This is a genomic window from Streptomyces sp. NPDC001890, assembly GCF_042891445.1.
GTDB lineage: Bacteria > Actinomycetota > Actinomycetes > Streptomycetales > Streptomycetaceae > Streptomyces.
Window position 1 is genome coordinate 35,646 of the sequence record NZ_JBIATE010000025.1, and the last position, 18,975, is coordinate 54,620.

16 protein-coding genes are annotated in these 18,975 nt (G+C 69.3%); 3 read left to right on the top strand and 13 right to left on the bottom strand.

The features are described from left to right. Positions 1 to 281: 281 nt before the first annotated feature. The 8 genes from ACFYY1_RS35380 to ACFYY1_RS35415 all read right to left on the bottom strand — a co-directional run bounded on the left by ACFYY1_RS35380 (position 282) and on the right by ACFYY1_RS35415 (position 7,329). The gene (locus ACFYY1_RS35380) at positions 282 to 962 is read right to left on the bottom strand and encodes a hypothetical protein (RefSeq protein ID WP_388592941.1); all 681 of its coding nucleotides are present in this window, start codon (positions 960 to 962) and stop codon (positions 282 to 284) included. Between the two features lie 271 nt (positions 963 to 1,233). Next, complete coding sequence (locus tag ACFYY1_RS35385) at positions 1,234 to 2,547, bottom strand: hypothetical protein (protein ID WP_388592944.1); 1,314 nt, start codon at positions 2,545 to 2,547, stop codon at positions 1,234 to 1,236. Positions 2,548 to 2,676: 129 nt separating this feature from the next. Beyond that, complete coding sequence (locus ACFYY1_RS35390; protein WP_388592945.1) at positions 2,677 to 3,561, bottom strand: hypothetical protein; 885 nt, start codon at positions 3,559 to 3,561, stop codon at positions 2,677 to 2,679. Between the two features lie 219 nt (positions 3,562 to 3,780). Beyond that, positions 3,781 to 4,785 carry a hypothetical protein gene (locus tag ACFYY1_RS35395; protein ID WP_388592948.1) on the bottom strand — a complete coding sequence of 335 codons (1,005 nt, stop codon included), beginning with the start codon at positions 4,783 to 4,785 and terminating at the stop codon, positions 3,781 to 3,783. 500 nt (positions 4,786 to 5,285) lie between these two features. Beyond that, positions 5,286 to 5,846 (bottom strand): hypothetical protein, encoded by a 561-nt coding sequence (locus ACFYY1_RS35400; protein ID WP_388592950.1) that lies wholly within the window; start codon positions 5,844 to 5,846, stop codon positions 5,286 to 5,288. A 26-nt stretch (positions 5,847 to 5,872) separates the two neighbouring features. Then, positions 5,873 to 6,343 carry a hypothetical protein gene (locus tag ACFYY1_RS35405; protein WP_351260369.1) on the bottom strand — a complete coding sequence of 157 codons (471 nt, stop codon included), beginning with the start codon at positions 6,341 to 6,343 and terminating at the stop codon, positions 5,873 to 5,875. 147 nt (positions 6,344 to 6,490) lie between these two features. Further along, positions 6,491 to 6,922 carry a GntR family transcriptional regulator gene (locus tag ACFYY1_RS35410; RefSeq protein WP_388592952.1) on the bottom strand — a complete coding sequence of 144 codons (432 nt, stop codon included), beginning with the start codon at positions 6,920 to 6,922 and terminating at the stop codon, positions 6,491 to 6,493. Continuing rightward, the gene (locus ACFYY1_RS35415; RefSeq protein WP_388592955.1) at positions 6,919 to 7,329 is read right to left on the bottom strand and encodes a hypothetical protein; all 411 of its coding nucleotides are present in this window, start codon (positions 7,327 to 7,329) and stop codon (positions 6,919 to 6,921) included. The genes ACFYY1_RS35410 and ACFYY1_RS35415 overlap by 4 nt, the downstream gene beginning before the upstream one ends. Positions 7,330 to 7,581: 252 nt before the next feature. Here ACFYY1_RS35415 and ACFYY1_RS35420 point away from each other — a divergent pair, with 252 nt between their 5' ends. Then, positions 7,582 to 8,979 (top strand): hypothetical protein, encoded by a 1,398-nt coding sequence (locus ACFYY1_RS35420; protein WP_388592956.1) that lies wholly within the window; start codon positions 7,582 to 7,584, stop codon positions 8,977 to 8,979. 814 nt (positions 8,980 to 9,793) lie between these two features. On the opposite strand, the gene ACFYY1_RS35425 is transcribed toward ACFYY1_RS35420, so the two are convergent. The 3 genes from ACFYY1_RS35425 to ACFYY1_RS35435 form a co-directional block, all read right to left on the bottom strand. Beyond that, entirely contained in the window at positions 9,794 to 10,009 is a 216-nt protein-coding gene (locus ACFYY1_RS35425; protein WP_388592958.1) for a hypothetical protein, read from the bottom strand. Positions 10,010 to 10,600: 591 nt separating this feature from the next. Beyond that, entirely contained in the window at positions 10,601 to 11,161 is a 561-nt protein-coding gene (locus tag ACFYY1_RS35430) for a hypothetical protein (protein ID WP_388592960.1), read from the bottom strand. A 587-nt stretch (positions 11,162 to 11,748) separates the two neighbouring features. Beyond that, positions 11,749 to 12,168: a hypothetical protein gene (locus tag ACFYY1_RS35435; protein ID WP_388592962.1), complete on the bottom strand. Its 420-nt coding sequence runs from the start codon at positions 12,166 to 12,168 to the stop codon at positions 11,749 to 11,751. 286 nt (positions 12,169 to 12,454) lie between these two features. Between ACFYY1_RS35435 and ACFYY1_RS35440 the strand changes: the two genes are divergently transcribed. Further along, the gene (locus ACFYY1_RS35440) at positions 12,455 to 13,471 is read left to right on the top strand and encodes a hypothetical protein (RefSeq protein WP_388592965.1); all 1,017 of its coding nucleotides are present in this window, start codon (positions 12,455 to 12,457) and stop codon (positions 13,469 to 13,471) included. Positions 13,472 to 14,044: 573 nt separating this feature from the next. Here the strand turns inward: ACFYY1_RS35440 and ACFYY1_RS35445 are convergent. Further along, positions 14,045 to 14,785: a hypothetical protein gene (locus ACFYY1_RS35445; protein ID WP_388592966.1), complete on the bottom strand. Its 741-nt coding sequence runs from the start codon at positions 14,783 to 14,785 to the stop codon at positions 14,045 to 14,047. Between the two features lie 1,221 nt (positions 14,786 to 16,006). Beyond that, positions 16,007 to 17,323 (bottom strand): zinc-ribbon domain-containing protein, encoded by a 1,317-nt coding sequence (locus ACFYY1_RS35450; RefSeq protein ID WP_388592969.1) that lies wholly within the window; start codon positions 17,321 to 17,323, stop codon positions 16,007 to 16,009. Positions 17,324 to 18,469: 1,146 nt separating this feature from the next. Here ACFYY1_RS35450 and ACFYY1_RS35455 point away from each other — a divergent pair. Further along, a complete protein-coding gene (locus ACFYY1_RS35455) occupies positions 18,470 to 18,955 on the top strand; it encodes a hypothetical protein (RefSeq protein WP_388592971.1) in 486 nt (161 codons plus the stop codon). Positions 18,956 to 18,975 lie beyond the last annotated feature (20 nt).

The window sequence follows — 18,975 nt, forward strand, 5'->3', positions numbered from 1 at the left end:
GGCCGGGCCGGCCGCCAGCCGGGCACGTGCCTCTTCCAGCAGGCGCAGCGCCCTGGCCGGCCGGTACGGCGCAGCAAGTCCGCGTCCGCACGTTCCGCGCAGGCGCCGGCCGTCCTCAACCGACTTCCGCATCCCGTGCAGCGTGTGGGACACCCACGGCCGCGACCTCGGCGAACGTGACCGCTCCGGCAATCGCACTATGGTGAGCACCGCCTGCGGCCTGGGCGTCTCCATACGTGCTCATCTCCTTGATCGCGTGTACAGGTCCAGATGGGCCGTTTTCAGGCTGCGGCGCGTTCTTGCCGAGCCTGGGCCCGTCGCCATTCCCGGCATCCTGTACCCCGACAGGCCGGCCGCGGAGACGGCCCTCTCGGATTGCCGCGGTATGCGGAGGGCAGGCTGCACGAGGGGTCGTCCTCGCCCAGCACACACAAGGACCATGCGGCCTCGTCCAGCCTGTCCGCGAAGTCGGCATCCCAGACCGCCCGGCCATAGACCTGTCCCAGCGTCACCCCGACTTCAGCCGCCGCCTCGGCCACAGGCATCTGCCCGCTGACGAGTTCGACCACCCGGTTTCGTTGCTCCTCGGTGAACGCCGCTTCGGACAGTGCCCGTTTCCGCTCCGTGGTGGCAGCACTGTGGGCCTTCTTGCAGGCCGGGCACCGGCAGCCGACGCGATACAAGGTTGCGGCCGAGTACCGCTCGTGGTCGTACTCCACCCTGATCGTGCGGGCGGCGAGGCGTACCAACTGCTTACCGGTCCAGGTGTAGGTGCGTCCGCCACGGCGGTGCGGCTGCATACGGCTCCCAGGAAACCAGCCGTGGCGAGCCATCCCTGCAAGAGCGGAGGGGGCGAGCTCCATCAGCTCGGCAAGCTGGCGGAGCGTGTAGACCTTGGCCGGGTCGATCCGCCCCGCATACTCGGCCAGCGGGTGAGGTTGAGCGGGAAGCGTGCGAGGCACCGCGCCCCCTTCCGATCTGCCCACGAATGTGTGGGGAGCATGGACATGTTCGGCCCGACCTCAAGGAGGGATTGGGGCTATCCCCGCAGTGAGCGGGGAGCAGGAACCGCGTATGGGCCGCATGGGCTCGGGCGGAAACAACCCCGCGTCAGCGGGGACAACGTTCTTGACCTTCGGCCGGAGAACTTCAGCAACAGGTCCAGCCCCGCTGATACGGGGAACACGACACACCTTACCGAACCGCCCGCGTGCTGGGGCGCAGTTGGCTGTGTCAGCCGTGATATCGGGTGGCATGCGCTCCGTAGCCGTCGGCCATGGCGTCGTAGCAGTCGGCCCCACACGCCCGGCCGAGCGATGCGACCATCCAGCCGCCTACTGCCACGGTCGTGCCGCAGTTGTCGCAGTGCTTCGCTCCACCGGGCGGGCACGGAACCGGCCCGGTCCGCGGCCTTCGAGCCGGCCGGTATCGCTCTTCCTCGTAGCTGTACCGCTGGTACTCGCTCCGGGCGTCGGCGGGCAGGAAGTACCGGCCGCCCCGGTCGTCGTCCTCGGCGTCCACGCCGTACGCGTCGACATCCCACCAGCGGGCCGGCTCGCCGTCCGTCAAGATCGCGGACACCTCGACGAGCCGCATTCGTTCCCCGTACGGATTCAACTTCTTGTTGAACAGTTCCTGCCGGCCCGTCTCCTCGACCACGGACAGCGACTCGACCCGGGCCCGCATCGCTTCGGCCTCTTCCCGCTCCGCTTTCTCCTTCGCCTCACGGGCCGCCCGCCGCTTCTCGGCGGCTGCGGCACGCCTCTGTGCCTTCTTCGCCTCCGCGGCCTTCTCCGCGGCGCGCAGCTCCTCCTCGTCGGCACGTCTGCGCGCGGCCCGCTCCTCGTGCTCCTCGAACGAGAGGTGCTCTGCGCACGAACCGGTATGCCGGACCTCCCGGCGGCCCTCCCCCTCCCGGACGACGACGATCCGCGCCGTGCCGGGCGCGACGGACCCGCCGCACACCGCGCAATACGTCCCCGGCTTCGCCAGCTCCGTCGGGCACTCCCCGCGGTGCTCTACCTGGGCGTCCTGGCCACGCCCGACGAGAACGCCCTGGTCCTTCCGCAGGACCGTCTCGCACCACCGGCACGGCCCCGGCTTGACGTTCGGACGCCCCGGGCCCGCGTCAACGACGCTCACCTGCAGGCCGGGCGCCGGCGGCCGCGCGGCCAGGTGCTTGCGAAGCTGCCCGCGGCCCGCAGCGCCGAACGCCCCCTTCGCCGTCTGGAAGTGCCGCGCCCACAACGCCTTGAGCGCACCATCGGCCTGCACCAGGTACAGCATCACCGCAGCATCCAGCAGCGGGTACGCCTTCCCCGTGCGGTACGCCTCCCCCCATCCGGTGATGTGCTCGTCCACGACCAGGAGCAGCGCCCCGGGTGCCGTCTCGACGACCGCTCCGTGCCCCACCTCCGGCCCCTGCACTGCCTTCGCGCCCTCGGCGCTCTCGTCCAGGCCGGTAAGAACCTGCCTCCACGACCGATGCACGTCCGCACCGTCCGGGACGGCCGGAACGCCCACCCGTACCGTCGTCTGTTCGTTCACTGCAGAGACCCTCCCCGGTCTTTTCAACTCATGGTGCCGGGCGGTACTGACACCGCCGGGCCGGTCAAGCAACTTCCATCCCTGCGTGGCACACCGAGTGGTCCAGCCCTCGGCCACGGGGTGGCAATGTCACTGGCTTGTATGACCGCGTCCCGGACCGTGGCCGGGACGCCCGTCCCACCAACGCTTCACTGCCCGGGGGTCGTACCAGTGCGCCCGGCTTCCGCGGAACACGGTCGGGCGCGGCAGCAGGGGCCGGCCACGGTGCTCGAACCGGTTGCGTGTCGCCCGGGATACCGCCTGACGTACGGCATCCGTGGAGCCACCCAGGATGGGGGCCAGTTCCGCCACGGTGACCATGGGCGGCAGGCCGTCGGCCAGGCCCGTCAGGGCGGCGCGAGCCGCGCTCTCGTCGGGGTAGACGATGGACTGCCTGGTCACTTCTTCCCAGCCCGACGGGGTCCGGATGCTGGATGCCTCGACCAGTTCGAGGATCTGCCACAGGTCACGGGCGACTCCGTCCGCACAGCTCACCCGGTGGCGGATCAGAGTCAGGGTCCGTCGCGCCGTCGCATCGGGGGCGGTGGCGCGTTCGGTCCTCTCCGTGTGCGTGGTCTCCTCGGCTGCGGCCACCGCGTCGAGCCATGGCATCCACACATCCGGCCCGATATCCCGCCCGTTCCGCGCGCGGCGAATCATGTCCAGGGGGCTTTCGGCGGCCTCGAACCGGCAAAAACCCTTGCGCCATTGGCGGTCCGGTTCGCCGGCAGGAACGGACATCGGTGTCCGGACCTCCCCGGAGCTCAGCAGCCCGTCCGACCAGACCGACGCCCCGCTGAACGACCAGAGATGCAGGAGCGTGGGGCCGGCCACCACTTCGACATCCTGCCCACGCAGGTCCTCGTAGCGGTCCAGATCTGCCTGCGCGGTAGCCGGGTCGGTGTAGAGCAGGGGGGCGAGCGGGGGGCGTTGGATCGTGATGCGGGTCGCGCGGTCGTCGATGACATCCGGCATGGGATCTCCCTCCAAGAAAACCTGTCACAGTTACTACGACAGGTTTTCTGTGCGTGGTCCGGACGTTGCCCGAAGATCCCGTTCCGAATCGTCCCCGCTCATCGGGTGCACCCTCGCCCATGGACGATGGGGGTCAGGTGAAGCGTCCGGATGGCTGCCGATGCGTCGGGAGAGGTGGCGATGCCGGGCAGTCCGGTCGGCGGGCGGCAGCATCGGCCGTCAGGCACGTACCGAGGGACGGCGGGCCTCCTGCGCCGCGGTCTTCTCCACGCGTCCGATCCGCTGCCGGATCGCTGCGAACATCTCGGCCCGCTCCTCCTTGACCAGGTAGTCGATGCGGTCGTAGCGCAGTTGGAGGGTGGCGGTGTTGTCCGGGGACTTCAGGAGGACCAGGCCGAGGCTCTCGCCGGGGGTCAGGTCGCGGTGCCCGCGCAGTTCCAGCGGCAGACCGTGTTCCGGGTCGGTGAGGGCTTGCACCAGCTCGGCTTGGCGCAGGCTGGTGTCGGAGGCGTGGTCCAGCTCCAGGATCCACCACTCCCCCAGCCGGGACTCGTGGCCGGTGACGAGGTGGGGGACGGCGACGGTGTGCAGGAGGCCGAGGCGGCGCAGCAGCCCGCTGGGGAGCCAGGCCGCTTCGCGCCAGGTGGATTCGTAGGCGAGCGGCTGGCGCTCGTCTTCCCACAGCCGTTCGTGGGTGGTCCAGGTGTCACCGGCAAGCCAGCTGGCCTCACCCCCGTCGGCGTGGATTTGCTCGGCGAGGGCGGCTTCGGCCTTGTGGAAGGCGCGTCGGGAGGGGCCGGTGAGCTGGATGCCGGCCGGCTGTCCGAGGCGGCGGAGCTCGATGCCGCGCTCGCTTCGTGCGGCGATCCGCAGCCCGTTGAGGCCGTGGATCTCGTCGCGGCCGGTGCCTGCGGGCACGCGGCCGGGCAGCAGCCCGGCCAGCAGGCTGTCGAGGCTCGCGTTGCTCTCCAGGTGGAGCCGGATGCTCTTCTCGGTGGGCTGCACGTACCGGATGCCGAAGGGGAATTCGAAGAAGTTCCTCTGGGAGCTGAGGATCCAGTAGAACGCCTCGGACTCAAGAAGGAGTTGCGCGTGGTGGGCGGGTGCCGGGATGAGAGGGGCGTGCCGGGGGAGGCCGGCGACGACCTCGCATGCGAGCTGGCGGGGAGCACCGGTGTACAGCGCGTACGTCCGGGCCCGGTTGCTGGTCTGGTTGGCCGACATTGGCTTCAAGCACCTTCCGCTCGGCTCCGTCGGCCCGCGGAGCGTGAGGAACAGGTACTGGGCGCAGTGTGGAGGTCGGTGGGGTGAACGGATCGAAGCCTTGCTTCTTCGCCTCCGCCTTGAACCAGTGGGCCGAGGTTCGCGTGAGGAGCAGCAGACCAGTGCCGCAGGGCGTCACAGTAGCGGCGGGTCTCGGTTCCAAGGGGCCGCCACGCCGTTCGTGCCCTTTCGGGCCCTGCGTCACGTCGAGTGGGCCCTGAGCCTCTGGTCGGGACGAGACGGCCTGGGGCTGCCGCCCGGCTGCCGGTCTCGGGGCCCTCGCTCCGGGAGCAGCCGCGCTGCCCCAATACCTGGTGATGGTCTTCCCGCGCCGCGGCGCCCGGATAGGCCGCTGGCGAGCGTGTGTTGTGGCACGTTCCAGGGCCGGTCCCGGCGTCGCCGTTGCGCGGTGACCTCGCCGGGGCCGGGTGTCCCGGTTCGGGGCGCGGCCCTCTTTGCTGTCAGGCTCCGGCGATCCAGATCGGGCTGCCGACGCACACGATGTCGGTGGTGGTGGAGCCCAGACTGAACGGGCCGGGGTGGTACGCGTAGATCTCCGTGCCGACGTCGACTCGAAGTGGCTGCCCCTGGTGCCCCAGATGTGCGGTCGAGGCGAGGCCAACGAGTGTCCGGACGGTCCGGTGATCCGAGAGTGTCTCGGCGGCCGCCTCATCGGTCTCCTGGTGGTCCACAGCCATGAACTGCAGAGCGCGCGCGGCGTCGGGATCCGTCAGTGCCTCCCGGAGTGCGTGCGGGAGGCAGGGGTGGCCAGGTTGGACGTTGCGGGTGGACCCGAACAGCGCCCAGCCCACGGTCAGGTGGGGTAGGCGGCTGATCCCGGTGTAGAGCACCAGCCTGGGGTCGTCGAACCCGCTGGTCTCGTACAGTTCGGCTTCGGCGTGGGCCGCGTTGGCCATCTGGGGGCCGGTCGTCGGCCACCCCAGGAACAGCTGCTCCACCGACGGGATCTGCTCTTTGGCAGCCTCGATCGCGGCCCGGTGGTCATCCCCGGTAAGGGTCATGGAGGGCGTTCCCTTCTCCCGGCTCGTCAGACGGCGAGGGGGCGGATGCGGTGGGGGTCGGCGACGGTGATGTTCCGCATGAAGGTGCGGGACTGAAAGACGAGGCCGCCGACCCGCTCTTCCGGGCCGAGGCGGGACATCTCCTCCTGGAAGGAAATCAAGCCCTGGCGTGCCTGATCGGGGTCATCGACGAGGACGAGCAGGGGTACCTGGAGCAGGGCTTCGAGGTGGTCGGGGCTGCCTGCGCCTTCGGTGTGGTCGGCCACCGCGAGGAGGCCGACGACACGGTGTTCGGTCCGGGACGGCTTGGTCTCGGTGGAGACATAGGGGGTGGTGTCGTTCCAGCGGCGTTCCCAGAGGCGGTGGGTTTCGAGGATCCGGCCGGGGTTGTAGTTGCCGTTGGGCATGCGCAGGCTGTACAGGGTGCGCAAGTCGATGTCCTGTTCGGGGATTCGGCCGGACATGCGGACGGTGACGTCGCGGAGCGCCTTGAGCATCGGTGGTGTCCCCCCTTGCGGTTCGGAGCGTAGTAGTCGTGCCGCGTGGTCCGGCAGTGCGTGCGGCAGGCCGAGTCTGTCCGGCTCGCGCAGCGCGTCGTTTCCGGAGAAGGCGCGCGCACGCCGCTGTTCTGCGCAGGTTGTCGGTCACCCGCTCTGAGCTGCTGTCATTCGGCCGAGCCGGCTCTGAGGCGGCGGCTGCAGCAGGTCTTGCAGAGCGGCGGTGAGTTCGTCGATGCGTCGCTCCAACCGCGCGCATTCGCAGGTGGGCGGGATTCCGGTAGGCGTCACGGAATACGGAGGCGCTGCGACGAACGATCCGCGGCCCTGCCTGGTGTACACCAGGCCTTCGTCTTGGAGGACCCGCAGGGCGGACCGGGCGGTCACGATGGCGATCTTGTAGTGCACGGCCATGACGCGGAGGGGAGGCAGCAGGTGGCCGGGCGGAAGGTGGCCGGAGTGGATCTGCTGACGGAGATCGGCGGCCGTCTCCAGATAGGGGGGCAGAGAGGGGTGGCGCGCAAGGTGACGCGCTGTCGGGGCCTGCGGCGGGGCGCTGGGCGCCGGCTGGACGGTCACAGCGACTCCTGCTCCTGGGCGGCGCGCCGCGGGGTACGGCCGATCTGGTCCTGTACGAGGGCGACTTCGGGGTCGCCGTAGGCGGTGCGTACGCCGGAGATGGTGTAGCCGGAGGCTTCGCCGAGCTCGTTGAGGGAGTAACGGCGTGCGGGGTGGAACTCCCGGGCGTAAGCCAGGAGGGTGCGGATGCGCCGGTCTGCCGCCTCCTTGTCCGTGTGCGCCTTCTGAAGGGCCACGATGAGCGGGTCGGTGTCGGTACCGAAGGCGGTGGCTTCGAGGTTGTCGGCGTACTCCTTGCGCAGGCGGTCCACTTCCTCGCGCACATCAGCGAGGATGTCGTCCGGGTCGGGGGTGCCCGGTTCGGGTATCGGGTGGATCAGGGCGGCGAGTTCAACGATCGGATGCATATTGCGATAGTCGCAACCAATTGCGACTATCGCAATAGCTGGGATGGGCTTCTTGCCCCGCGGTACCCGGATAAGCTGCCCGCGAGCGTGCGTCGTGGCACGTTCCAGGGCCGGTCCCACCGCCGGCAGTTGGAGAACCAGGCGACCGCAGGACACGGCGCGTGATCGATGGTGCTGCCGTGGTCCGGGACGCTCCGCTACGCCAGGCAGGTTCGGGGTGGGCCGGGTCGTGCCAGGCGCGGAAGAGCGCACGTGACCCAGCACAGCAACACCACCCATCAGCAGCAGATCGCCAAGGCCCTGCATGCAGAGACCGCCTGCGGCTACCAGGAAGCCCTGCGCCGCGTCCGGCTCGCTGCCGAACAAGGCCTGCTTCCCCGGCCGTTGGACCGCGCCGGACGGCAGAAGGCCGTCGAAGTCCTCGCCTCCGCCCTGGACTCCCCCACCCCAGTGCCGGCCCCTGCCGGGCAGATCCTTCCGGAACACGACGGGCAGGAACCCGCAGCGCTCTGCGCCGGATACCCGCCGGAGCACGATGCGGAGATCCTCACCGTGCTCCTCGCCCAGGGGCAGCAGCCCGAACCCGGACGTCCGGGCCCCGCTCCGGAAATCGGGTGGGGACAGGCTGTGATGGCGGTGGGACGGTCCTGGCAGAACCTGAGCTCCGGCGAACGCGAGAACCTTGCCCGCCGGGGCCTGGACGCGCAGCCTGCGATGGAGTGGCTGGCCCTGTTCGAGTGCCTCAGTGGCTGGACATCCGCACATGGACAGACCGTCCCCCGCTCGGCCGTCCACGACGGGCAGCCGGTGGGCGACTGGCTGTGGAAGCAGTGGCACGCCCACCACGGATACCGGCCCGGTGAGATGTTCCTGCAGCTGGCCCTGGCCGAGGTGACGGGGGTGTACCCGTACCAGGAGCTGATGCCCTACGTACCGCCGTCCTTGCCGTACCGGGCCTCCTACGACCGGGCCCGCAAGGAGCCCTCGCTCGACGTCCTGCTTCAGCGGGACGAGGAGCTGTGCCGGTCCACGCGCGGACGTGCCGTCCACCGCGCCGGATCGCCCGACCCCGGCCGCGGTCTGGTCCTCATGGTCAGCGGCGAATCGCCGTCGCCCTCGCCGATCACCTTCACGCTCGCCTGTCACGCGTCACACACATGGATCCACCTGGCGGAGGCCATCGACCGCGTCTTCGCCCGCGACGACGACCACCTTGCCGCGTTCTTCATCCAGTCCCTGACCTGGGACCTTCCGCCCGGCGACGGCGGGTTCTACTGCGGCTCCAGCTTCGAACGGATCACCATCGACCGCCCCCGGCCTGAACCCGCGGCCATGCCCTTCTCCCCCGGTGAGATCCCGACCCAGCAGACGGCGCTGGCCGCGATGCTCGCACCGGGCTTCAAGCTGGGCTACCTCTTCGATTTCGGGGACAAGTGGATGCACCGCCTGCGGGTACTGCGCTGGACCCATCCGCAGGAGGACGCACAGATCGAGGAATCCGGCAGTCCTCTGGTCGGCATCCGGCCACTGGACGGCCCGCCCGGGCAGTACTACCCCGAGGACGCGCCCGGCTGGGAGCACTACCTGTCGCTCCCCTCTCTCACCCAGGCCCGCCCCACCCGAAGTCGACGTCGGCCCCACGGCCGCTAGCCGCGGGGCGGCCGCGAACAGCGCGGCCATGCAGCACGGGCGATAGAGACCGGTGGTGCTCCGGTCGCCAGTCTGGGGCTCATTGCTTCCTGAAACCTGGGGGCGCGCTCGTCTCGCGGGCAAACCCGCCGGTGCCGCGACGTGGCGCGCAGCGCACAGTCGACCAGGAGACCGATGGCGGGCGTCAGCCAAGACCGGACGCAGCAGCGCATCCAGCGCTCCCGAACCGCAGGCCGGTTGCCAGGCCGGCCGGTCGCGTCCAGGGCTGTGTCCGGATCGGACCGGCCGACGGCCAGGCCCGGCCAGAACGCCAACGGGCAGCCTCGGGCACCAGCCCAACCGCCAACCGCGCCAACCAGCAGCATCCCCGGGCCGGCTTCACCGGCCTGGGGAAACCCGGCCCGCCGGTCCTACTCGTGCTGCGGCGAGCCGACAGCAACGCTTCGGGGCCTTCCAGGGGCCTTGCACACGCACCTACGGGATCCCGGCCCGGGGTACGGCAGAAGCCCCGGCCGACCCCGCAACACCGGCGCCCGCCCGCGAGTTCGTACCTCGCCCCGGCCCTACCAGCGTCGCGAGCCCTGACACGGTCAGGGCAGGGAAACTCCGGCACCGGGTCGGAGTGCGGCCCTTGGGCGTTGTGGTGCCACCCGCGCTGCCCCCGGCCCTCACGTGCACGACCGTCGCGGGACGGAGTCCCGGCGTCAGCCCCGTCCGGGCCGGGCGGCATGCGGCCGCTGCCACGCTGCGGGCTGTAGGCGGCCGGGACGAGACCGGCGTGGTCCGCCGTACCGAGGCCGCGGCCGCGGCGAGTTCAGCCGGCGCGGACGGCCAGGAGCTGGGCGCGGGTGTAGGTGGTCGCACCGTCCGAAGGAGTGTCGCGCAGGAGCTCGAACAGGGTGCGCGGTGCCTCGGGGTCGCTGTCCCGGACCGCGGGGGCGGTGATGTCGTCGAGGAGGGTGTCGACGAGGCGGGCGAGTGCGAGGCAGCCGTTGCCCGAGTAGCCGAAGCCGATGCCCCAGTCCTCCATTTCGGGTGCCGGCCACAGGTGTCCGTCCTGGGTGCGGATCCAGCAGGCCCCGTTGCTGAGGATGAGGGCCGCCAGCGGCGTGCGGGCGGGCAGGCGCTGCAGGGTGTGGGTGCGCAGGTACGCGCTGCGGGTGCCCGGGGCGCAGTGCAGTGCGGGGACGCCGGTGACCGGGTCGTGCAGGAGGATGTCGGTGCCGGTGCCGGAGCCGTTGTCCAGCAGTGTCTTCTCCAGGACGGTGGGCGGCAGGCCCGGTTCGGCGGGGACCAGGCGTCCGGCCCACTCGCGGGCGGTGGCGCAGACGCCCGGCCGTGCTTCGGCCGTCTCGCCGGTGTGCCAGTCCCGGCCTCCGTTCCAGCTCAGGGCGAAGTCCGCGACCCGGTGCGCGAGGACGTCGCGGCGCTCGGTGATGGCCAGCCAGCCGGCGCGGCGGATTGTTTCGTCCGGTTCTTTGGGGGCGGGGCGGGTGAGCGGGGCTGGCAGCGCACCGAGGGTGAGGTGGGCGCCGTCGCCGTCCTCGGCCGCGTTCTTGCGGAGTTCGGTGATGTAGCGGGTGGTCGAGGTGTATCCGCGGTGGCGGACCTCGCGGGCAAGCTAGAGGCACAGGGCGGCGGCCGGGGATCCGTCCGGTTCGTCGGCGGCCAGTTCGGCCAGCGCCGTGACCGGGGTGGCGATGTCGTGCGCGGGCACCAGGGCCGGCGCCACGCCAGGGCGCCAGGCGGCGATCGCGTCACGGTCGCGCAGCGAGTGGTACCAGTACGGCGCCGGCTGTCCCAGGACCGCCTTGAGCCGGGCCCACGTGGTCTCGTACGGTTTCCCGGCCCCGTCGATGTCGTAGACGTCGAGCTGGGGCACGTACGGGTGGGTCACCTGGGTACTGGTCTGCGCGACGACCACGCAGGCGTACCGCTGGGTGAGGCGTTCTCCGTAGTGCTGGCGCAGGGTGTCGGCGACCAGCTTGGGGGTCGCGTTGCCGTGGGTCATCGAGTGCACCAGGGCGAGGCCGCCCCTCTCGGTGTCCCACCGCAGCACCGCGTAGCGGTCCACGAACTCCGCCTGGTCGAACACGGCTTCCTGCGGCGCCAGGTGGAGCCACCGCTCCTGGTCCGCGGCGCCGTTACCACCGGCCGATGCGCTCCGTACGGGCAGTTCCATGCGGTCTCCTTGCCTCTCGGGAATGGCCGGCGCGGCCCCTTCTGCCCCTGGACTGGGGTGTACGTAGCCCGGGGTCACGTGCCGTACACACCCTGCCTGCCTCGGCGGCCGAATGCCTGCAATCCTCTGAAATGAGACACCGGCCGATACTTGCCGTTCCTCACCGAGCAGGCAGGGGCGGGGCGCACCGGCGGGCCTGGCCAGGCGCCGTTACCAGCCGGGCGTGCAGCGCCCGACGTCGAGTCAGGGTGGCAACGGTGCGGCGCACCATCGGGGTACACGGTGGGCGGGCCAGAGGACCCCGGCGTCGGCATACGCCTCCAGCGGCGCCGGAAGGGTCCCGGCACGAGGGCGCTGGTGGGCGAGGTACAGGGCCGTGAGGAGGGCGAGCGGGCGCAGAGCCCAGGGTGAGACGGCGTCACAGCGGCAGCGGGCCGGGCGCGGCAACACCGGCTGGAACTGGGCAGCCGGTACCCGCATCGATCACACCCTGGTCGCGGAGCTCCCCAGCCAGTCGCGCAGGCACCGGGCCGGAGCCCGGGCCGGGTTCCCGACTGGCCCGGCCCCACCGGCAGCCCGGGAGAGGATTATTGCACTGCCCCCGGATCTGATGTATTGAGAATTTCGGCGAATCTGTCCCTTACACCGCTAAGCCAGTCAAGGTACTCCGCCCTGTTGAACTCTTGGTAATACCCATTCGACAATTCATGCTGCAGCAGCATTCCGCCGTGCTCGCGGATGAGGGAGGTGAAGTCATCGGTAGGGTTCTGGAGAGTCGCATCCAGGCATCGAACGAACTCGGCAGCGTCCCACCAGGATTCACGGACGGTCTCCTCCCAGAGAGAGAACGCTTCTAACTCACTGCTGTCCAACCAGTAGGTTCGCAGCCAGTTGATGAAACATCTGGGCAGCTCGACTGGATTGCCGGCAGCATCGAGTGCCGCACGGAATCGCTCTTCTGGATTCACTTCCGCGACGCACCAGTCCAGTTCATTGTTTTCGCTCATCGGTCCCCTGCTTAGCGGTTTTCTGCGACCTGCGGGACCAACCCCCGTGCCCAGCCCCGCTTCTGGAAAGCACCGCGCTGCTGGTCTGCCGCCCTTCGGCCAATGTCCTCAGCGCTTTGCTCAGTGCCCGGTTGATCCGGATGAACTGTACGTGGGGGACATGATCGGCCAGAGCGGTTGTCCTGGGGGGCGCGGATGCCGATGCCGGCGCGGACGAGGCGGATGCCCGGCCACCCTCGCACCGCAACTGCACGCCCACGAAATGACAACGGACTAACCTCGGCTCATGCGAACGCCGTTGCCGACCTTGCCCGTCCTGGGAGGGTGTCTGGCCCAGCAGGAGCTTGAGGAACACCTCCTGGGTGCGCTGGAGTGCGCCGAGGACGACGGGACCATGGATCCCGGTCCGGTCGGAATACGTCTGGGCCGTGCCTGCCTCCACCTGGACCTCAGGCCGGACCCCACCCTGTTCTCGTTTCTCCTCGCCATGATGGTGCCGTACCTGGAGGTGCCGCCCAACGGTGCGCCCCAGCTCTCGGGGGTTGCCGGACTTCGGCTCGCCTTCGCCGACGAGGACCGCTTCGTCCTACGCCGGTGGGACGGGCACGGGTGCCTGGTCCTGCACACCGACGAGTACGGCGCCGAGATGTGGAGCCAGTGGACGGTCTCCAAGCCATGGGAGGTATGGGAGGGCAATGACGTCGGGCATGGCTTCGAGCCGCTGTGGGACCGCGAAGACCTCTGTGAACAGGAGACCGAGACACTCCTGCACCCCACCGACTCCGAGACGGCCCGCTGCAGCAGAAGCCTGAGGCAGCATCTGACGGAGACCCTCCCCGAGGACCTGCGGCTCACCCATCAGCCTCGATCGGGCGGCATCCAGCCCGGAACACGGCCACGCGCGTTGATCCCGTCTCCTCGCTCGTCGGGGGCTGCCGAGCTCTCGCCGGCCGAGCTGGTCCCGCTGGACGGCCCGGTGAGCCCCTCGTCCCTGGGCGACGCCCTGGCATGGCAGCTGATCGAGCTCTTGAAGGCCGGGCGGATCCGAGCAGGTGACGTGCTCATCGATCACGTCGCCCTCGTCACGAAGATCGGCGGGAGGGCGGCCGCGGCCCGCTGGGCGCAGTTGGTCATCGAGCATGTCGCCAAGCGGTACGGCCTTCTGCGGTATCGCAGAAGGCGGCCGACAGACCCCGCTGGCCGTCGGCCCCAGGACCATGTCTGGGCGGTGAGCGAAGCAGCTGTGACCATGGCCGGCATCGCTTCCGCCGAGGTCGGGCTGCACGAACGCCGGGACGCCTGAGTGTTCACGCACGCGCTGTGCAGCCTCTCCGGCGAGCGGGCGGAGCAGTGGCCTCGTCGGGGCCGGGTGGCCCATGTCTCCCGGAGTGCGTGCGGGAAGGGGGTGGCCGGGGGGACGTTTCGAGTGGACCCCGAACAGTGCCCAGCCCGCGGTCAGGTGGGGCAGGCGGCTGATCCCGGTGTAGAGCACCAGCCTGGGGTCGTCGAACCCGCTGGTGCCGACTGGCGGCCAGGCACGTCTCCGCCACTGTGCTCGGGCCGGACTCGTGCTGCGCGTTGCGCAGTAAGGGGGGAGGGGCCCGGCGGCGGCAGCATCGGCCGGACGCAGAACCCGGCCGCCGGGCCCGTCCAGTCGATCCTACTGTTCATCGGCAAAAAGCCGGGGCCAGTGCCGTTCGCCCGCGCCTGCGCGGCGGGAAGGTTCTCGGCGGCCCGGCGGGGACATAGGCGAAGCCGCCCCATTCCTCCAGGGCCCTGGGCTCATCGGGGTTGAGGGGGCGGCGGTAGACGTCCATGGGTGCCCGGGCCCGCCTCTGCCCCTGGGATCGGTTCCGAAAGCCAGGAGCATCCGCTCTCAGTTCTGTGTTCTGGCACCGCACTTGGGGAGCGCCGTGTGCGAGCGTCGGCGCAGCCGTTCGTGCAGACGTCCCAGGAATCGGCGCGGTGGCATGTGGTGTGGCGGGAGGTGCTGCACCGCCTCACGGCCAAGTGGGGTCAGCGTGACCAGTGCGTACTCGCCATCGAGGGTGGCCAGGCCCACCCATGCGTAGGCCGTCAGGACCGCCAGAACGCGATTTCGGAAGTCCCCCAGAAGGTCTGGGTGTGTCCGCATAGGAGGGTTCGGGTAGAGGTGCTCAGGCTTCATGTGATGGTCGATCTCGTTCCACCACAGACGGGTCACGAGGTCCTCAACGGCCGTCGGCCCAGGCGCAGGCGCCAGTTCTTGCCACATCGCGTTCACGACTTCGCCGCCCAGGTGTTCGAGCTCCGCGACGGGGACCAGAAGTTCCGAGGCCGCGCCGTGGACGTACGGCACCAGCATCTGTCGGATCTTCTCGGTCGTGAGCTTGGGAAGAGGCTGCTCGTCGACCGGGAGCAGCCGCTCCGGCTCGTGGCGCAGCAGTCCGGCGTGGACTGCGATGTCGATCATCTCGCTGACGGTGAGCGGCGTGCGGCGGACTCCGGGCGCGTGGCTGTCTGGCTCCCAGTCGCTGAGCTCGAAGCCCAGAGACAGTACGTCGGCAAGGCGCAGGCCGTGTGCGTCGAACGGTCGGCCTTCCTTGCCCACCCAGCGCACCACTTGGTAGACGGTCACGGCCACCTTGGACAGCTCCGGGTATGGGCCTCCGAGTTGCATGGGCACCTCCGTCACGTCGCCACTGCGTAGAACTGCTGCATGTTCGCATACAGTTGCGCGCCGCCTCGTCTGGTTCCGAGGCGGTCCGGGTGTGCCAGGGAACCGCCATGTGCCGCGGGTGGTCGGGGCTTGGCACGTCGCGCCGGCTCGGGAACCCGGTGCCGAGGGAGGAGCAGGATTGCAGTGCCGTCAGGGCCTGGCGTGCCACGACGTTCTCCTTTCCGCTCTGGGAGGCCGGTACCCCCGCGAGCTTTCCTGGTGCCAGGTGCGCCCACATCCCGTAGGTCGTGGTCGGGGTGGGCGGTGCCGAGGATTTCATCGTGGCTGTGGGTGCGCGCGGTGACGCGGCGGCCTGCCGTGCTGGATGCCTGGTGCACGGTGATCGGCGCGCTGGTCACGGCTTCAGCGTGCTGTCGGTTTTCCGGCCCGGCCTTCGCGGCGGTTTCGTGATCGGTCAGAAAGGGGGACCGAACGTGCACTTTCGCTCATGCCGGAGGGCGGTCGTGCCACGGCGCTTAGAGTGCGATCGCGCGGTGTCCCTCTTCGTGGGATCCCCCCGGACCAGCTGGCCGGAGGGAGGAAGTGCCTCTCCCGGCCTTGTCGAGGAGGCAGATCATGAAGTGGGACGATGCGCCGGACTACGCGGCGTGGAGCTTCTACCTGAGTGCAGTCGAGTTGCTGCTCGACTTACTCAGTCGGCTCCCGTCGTAGCCCGGCGACCGCTCCGCGGGGCCGTCCTTCAGGGGCGGCCCCGTTCCTGCGTCTTACGACGACACCGCCGATGCTACGCACGCCCCACGAGCCAAGGAACCGAATCCCCGCAAAAGGGATATGCCAGTGGCATATCTGTGCCTTTGGTCGGCGAACCGGTCCGCTTCCCGAGCGGGAACGCTGACTGTGCCAGGCGTGCCGGTACCGGCGGTGGCGGGGGCAGGGAGCGGCAGACACAGCCGGCTCGTGCCCCTCGGTCCGGCAGTCTGCGTGGCCATACGGCGTCTGTGCCCACCTGCTCGGGTTCGGCGTGGGGCCGTCACCGGCCCTCCGGCACCACAACCGCTCTCACCCGATCTGCAGCACCCACATCTCCACTCACCCACCCGCCGGCGCCGGCTGGAAGCGTCCGGGTGGTCATCTGCTGTTCCAGGGCCGCGGGCCCGGGTGATCGCTGGGAGTGCGGGATCACCTCGGCGGCAGTTTCTCGCTGGCCATCACCCGGACCGCAGCCTTGGCCAGGGCTTCAAACCTGACCAGGCCGCACTTCTGTTCATGAAACGCCTGAGGGATCATCTGGAGAATCGGCTGTTGCGTACCGAGCGCGCAATCCCCACGGACCTCCGCCTCGTGCACCGCGAGCAATCCTTCGTGGACCAGTATCGCGACGACGGCTTTCGTGTGGGCCCCGAGTGCGGCCGGAACAGGTCCCCGCGACGCCGTTGAGCTGCTGTCCGGGGCGACGCTCTCGGAGAACAGGTCCAGCTGCTCCGGCGGTTGCTCCGTCAGCTGTGTGGAGGCGCTCTCGTGTGTTCGGCCGCCCCGGGCGAGCTCGTCGATCCTGCGATGGACCAGTTCCGCCACCTCATGGGCCGGCAAGTCCTGTGCGCACATGATGTCGTTGGACGTGACGGCGGGCAGAGGGTCCTCACGCACCCGGATCACTACACAGCCCGCGGCCGACAAGTCGGCGGTCTTGTCCCGGTCCTTCTGGAGCCGGTCCTTGTGCCAATACGCGCCGTCGTACTCCACCACCACCGCGGGCGTGCCGGGCAGAAGCATGTCGACTCGCCAGGCACGCATGCGCCGCGCACCGCTGGCGGTTCTGACGCGCGGGACCGAGGCCGGGCTCTCCAGTTCCGGACGCCTCTCGCGCAGAGCCGTGAAGACGTCCTGTTCTCTTCGGGAGACTCCTCTCTTGGCGCACCGGGGGCACCCCGTGCCGATGGCATGCCGGTTGTTGACTGAGGTTCTCCACTGGTGATTCTCGTCGCGGATGCAGCGCCACCAGACGCTCATCGTGGACGTCACCTTCTCTTCGAAGGGCCGCTCGGGCCGGTTCTCCGGGTGCCCCGCGTCGTATTCGGTCAGCAGATCAGGACGCAGGTAAGCCCAAGAGCTGTCCATGCTCCAGCCAGCCTCGGCCAAGGCGTCCGTCCAGCCCTTTCGGGCCTGTCCCAACCGGCGTTGCTGCTGCTGGCGCCATCGCAGGTAGTCGTCCACTGGTAACTCGTCCCGGCCCTCGGCCAGGAACACCTCGCTCAATGCCTGTTCCTGGCCGTGGAGCCAGTCGGCAGCGGCGCGCCGTTGAGCGACAAAGGCTTCTGCGCTCAGGCTGCCCCTCTGCTGCGGAAAGGGAAGGTCAGTATCAAAGAAGACACATCCGTCATTCATCGTCGTCGGGTCTATCAGAAACCACTGACACCGAACGGTGCCCGTCCGGTCTGGAAGGATCTGGGGCATGCTCATCAGCCATGCCCCGGCGGCCGGCTTCGACGACAGCACTCCCTAGGACGCGCTGTACGAGCAGGCCACGACCAGGGCAACCGTCGCCATCGGCCTGTGATTCACCCTGGGCCGGGAGACCGAGGAAGTAGTTCGCCCGCCCGCGGGCAGCACGCGTGGGACGGCCCGTCCACTGGGATAGCGGACGGGCCGTGAAGTTCAGGCCTGTCGCTCCGAACCGCGCATGGCGACGCCAGCAGAGATACCAGCAGCAGCAAGTGCCGCGAGCGCGCCGGCGTAGAGCGGGAGCCCGATAGTCAACATGACCAGCGCACCGCCAATAGCGACGACCGCAAACACTGCTGCAGCGCCCTGGCCGCAGGCGCGTAGGTGCTGACGTCGCCGCGCGTGCTGCGTGGCGCGCCCTGCGCAGTCCAGGCACCCCGCTGTATCGTCGGCACCAGGTGCAGCCCTGCGGGCAGTAATCGTCAGGTGTGCAACCATGAGCATCATCTCCTGTGCGCTCGCGGACTATTGAGTCCGGTCGAAGAAGTCCTTGATCTGTGGCGCACAGGGTTGGGCCACCCCCTGTCCGGGGTGGCTCAACATTTCTTGTGCCCTCACGAGCAGCACCTTCTCCCGGTACCTACTGAGCGCGCAAATTCCCCTGCCACCTGCGGCTATCCGAAAGTTCGGTGCGCGGCTCAATTTTTCCATGTGGTTTCGTCAGCGATTTTCTGAACTTTTTTCTGTGGTTTATTCATGCTTCGTTCTGCGGCGTAACTCAGCGACACAGGAACAGGGGTGGATGTGCGCTGACCAGCGCTGATGCAGGTAGCAGGCAGCGAGGGATCCTCATCTCGGGGCCCCGTTTTCCTTCAACTCGGCCCAACTTTTCCGACAGGAGAGACCTGAAATCCGGTGGCTCCCGACAGGAAACCGCATCGATGCCCGCCTGTTCATTGGAAAATTTGGCGCTCCCACTGGGAAATCCGGCATCTCCTTACCTGCCGTCCAAGGTGGAAAAGCTTCACATATTCACCTGATCAAGTGAGTCTTCGTACGGATGAGCGGCAGGCGCTGTGGCTGGTGCCGGTCCGGTGCTGTCCGGGATGGATCGCTCATGCGACCACGGTCCGGGCGGTTGTTGACGAGGTCACTGGTGAGCAGTTGAAGCTCCGCTAGATCGTCCCGGTCACCGATGAAATGCTCGACGAGATGCCGCTGCCCACCGCGGTGGCGATCGAGGCGGGTGAGCATGATCAGGCGCACCGTGACCCGTGGCATCACCCACAGACGCCGGTGCTCGGGCTGACACTCGAGGAGGTCACCTCATTCGGTGAGTCCGAGGTTGAGTTCCTGCCCACGGGCGTCCGGCTTACCCTGCGCAAGGGCCGTGCCGGGTTGCTGCGGCACCGGGCTTTCCGCGACAGACCCGCCTCCGACGTACCCGCGCCCGCGGGCGAGGACATCATCGTGAACTGGCCGCACCGTGAGGCCAGCGAGGTGGTCGGCCAACTGCCGAGGTCACTGAGGGGGTCCGCCCCAAGGCTCCCGCACGCCACGGACACGCTGTTCGTCAGCGCATCCGTCCAGGGCTCGTTCACCGCGGTCTTCGGCCGCTTACCCCCAGGCTGGCGGCGCCTCGTTCGGCCACTGGCCGGATGCCATGGGCGTCGAGATCGCAGGTGATTGCGACATCGGCCGCATGC

Excerpts from the sequence above, each read along its gene's own strand:
- ACFYY1_RS35390 (WP_388592945.1), bottom strand. The coding sequence starts at position 3,561 with ATGCCGGATGTCATCGACGACCGCGCGACCCGCATCACGATCCAACGC.
- ACFYY1_RS35395 (WP_388592948.1), bottom strand. The coding sequence starts at position 4,785 with ATGTCGGCCAACCAGACCAGCAACCGGGCCCGGACGTACGCGCTGTAC.
- ACFYY1_RS35400 (WP_388592950.1), bottom strand. The coding sequence starts at position 5,846 with ATGACCCTTACCGGGGATGACCACCGGGCCGCGATCGAGGCTGCCAAA.
- ACFYY1_RS35405 (WP_351260369.1), bottom strand. The coding sequence starts at position 6,343 with ATGCTCAAGGCGCTCCGCGACGTCACCGTCCGCATGTCCGGCCGAATC.
- ACFYY1_RS35415 (WP_388592955.1), bottom strand. The coding sequence starts at position 7,329 with ATGCATCCGATCGTTGAACTCGCCGCCCTGATCCACCCGATACCCGAA.
- ACFYY1_RS35425 (WP_388592958.1), bottom strand. The coding sequence starts at position 10,009 with ATGGAGGACTGGGGCATCGGCTTCGGCTACTCGGGCAACGGCTGCCTC.
- ACFYY1_RS35430 (WP_388592960.1), bottom strand. The coding sequence starts at position 11,161 with ATGGAACTGCCCGTACGGAGCGCATCGGCCGGTGGTAACGGCGCCGCG.
- ACFYY1_RS35435 (WP_388592962.1), bottom strand. The coding sequence starts at position 12,168 with ATGAGCGAAAACAATGAACTGGACTGGTGCGTCGCGGAAGTGAATCCA.
- ACFYY1_RS35440 (WP_388592965.1), top strand. The coding sequence starts at position 12,455 with ATGCGAACGCCGTTGCCGACCTTGCCCGTCCTGGGAGGGTGTCTGGCC.
- ACFYY1_RS35455 (WP_388592971.1), top strand. The coding sequence starts at position 18,470 with ATGCTCGACGAGATGCCGCTGCCCACCGCGGTGGCGATCGAGGCGGGT.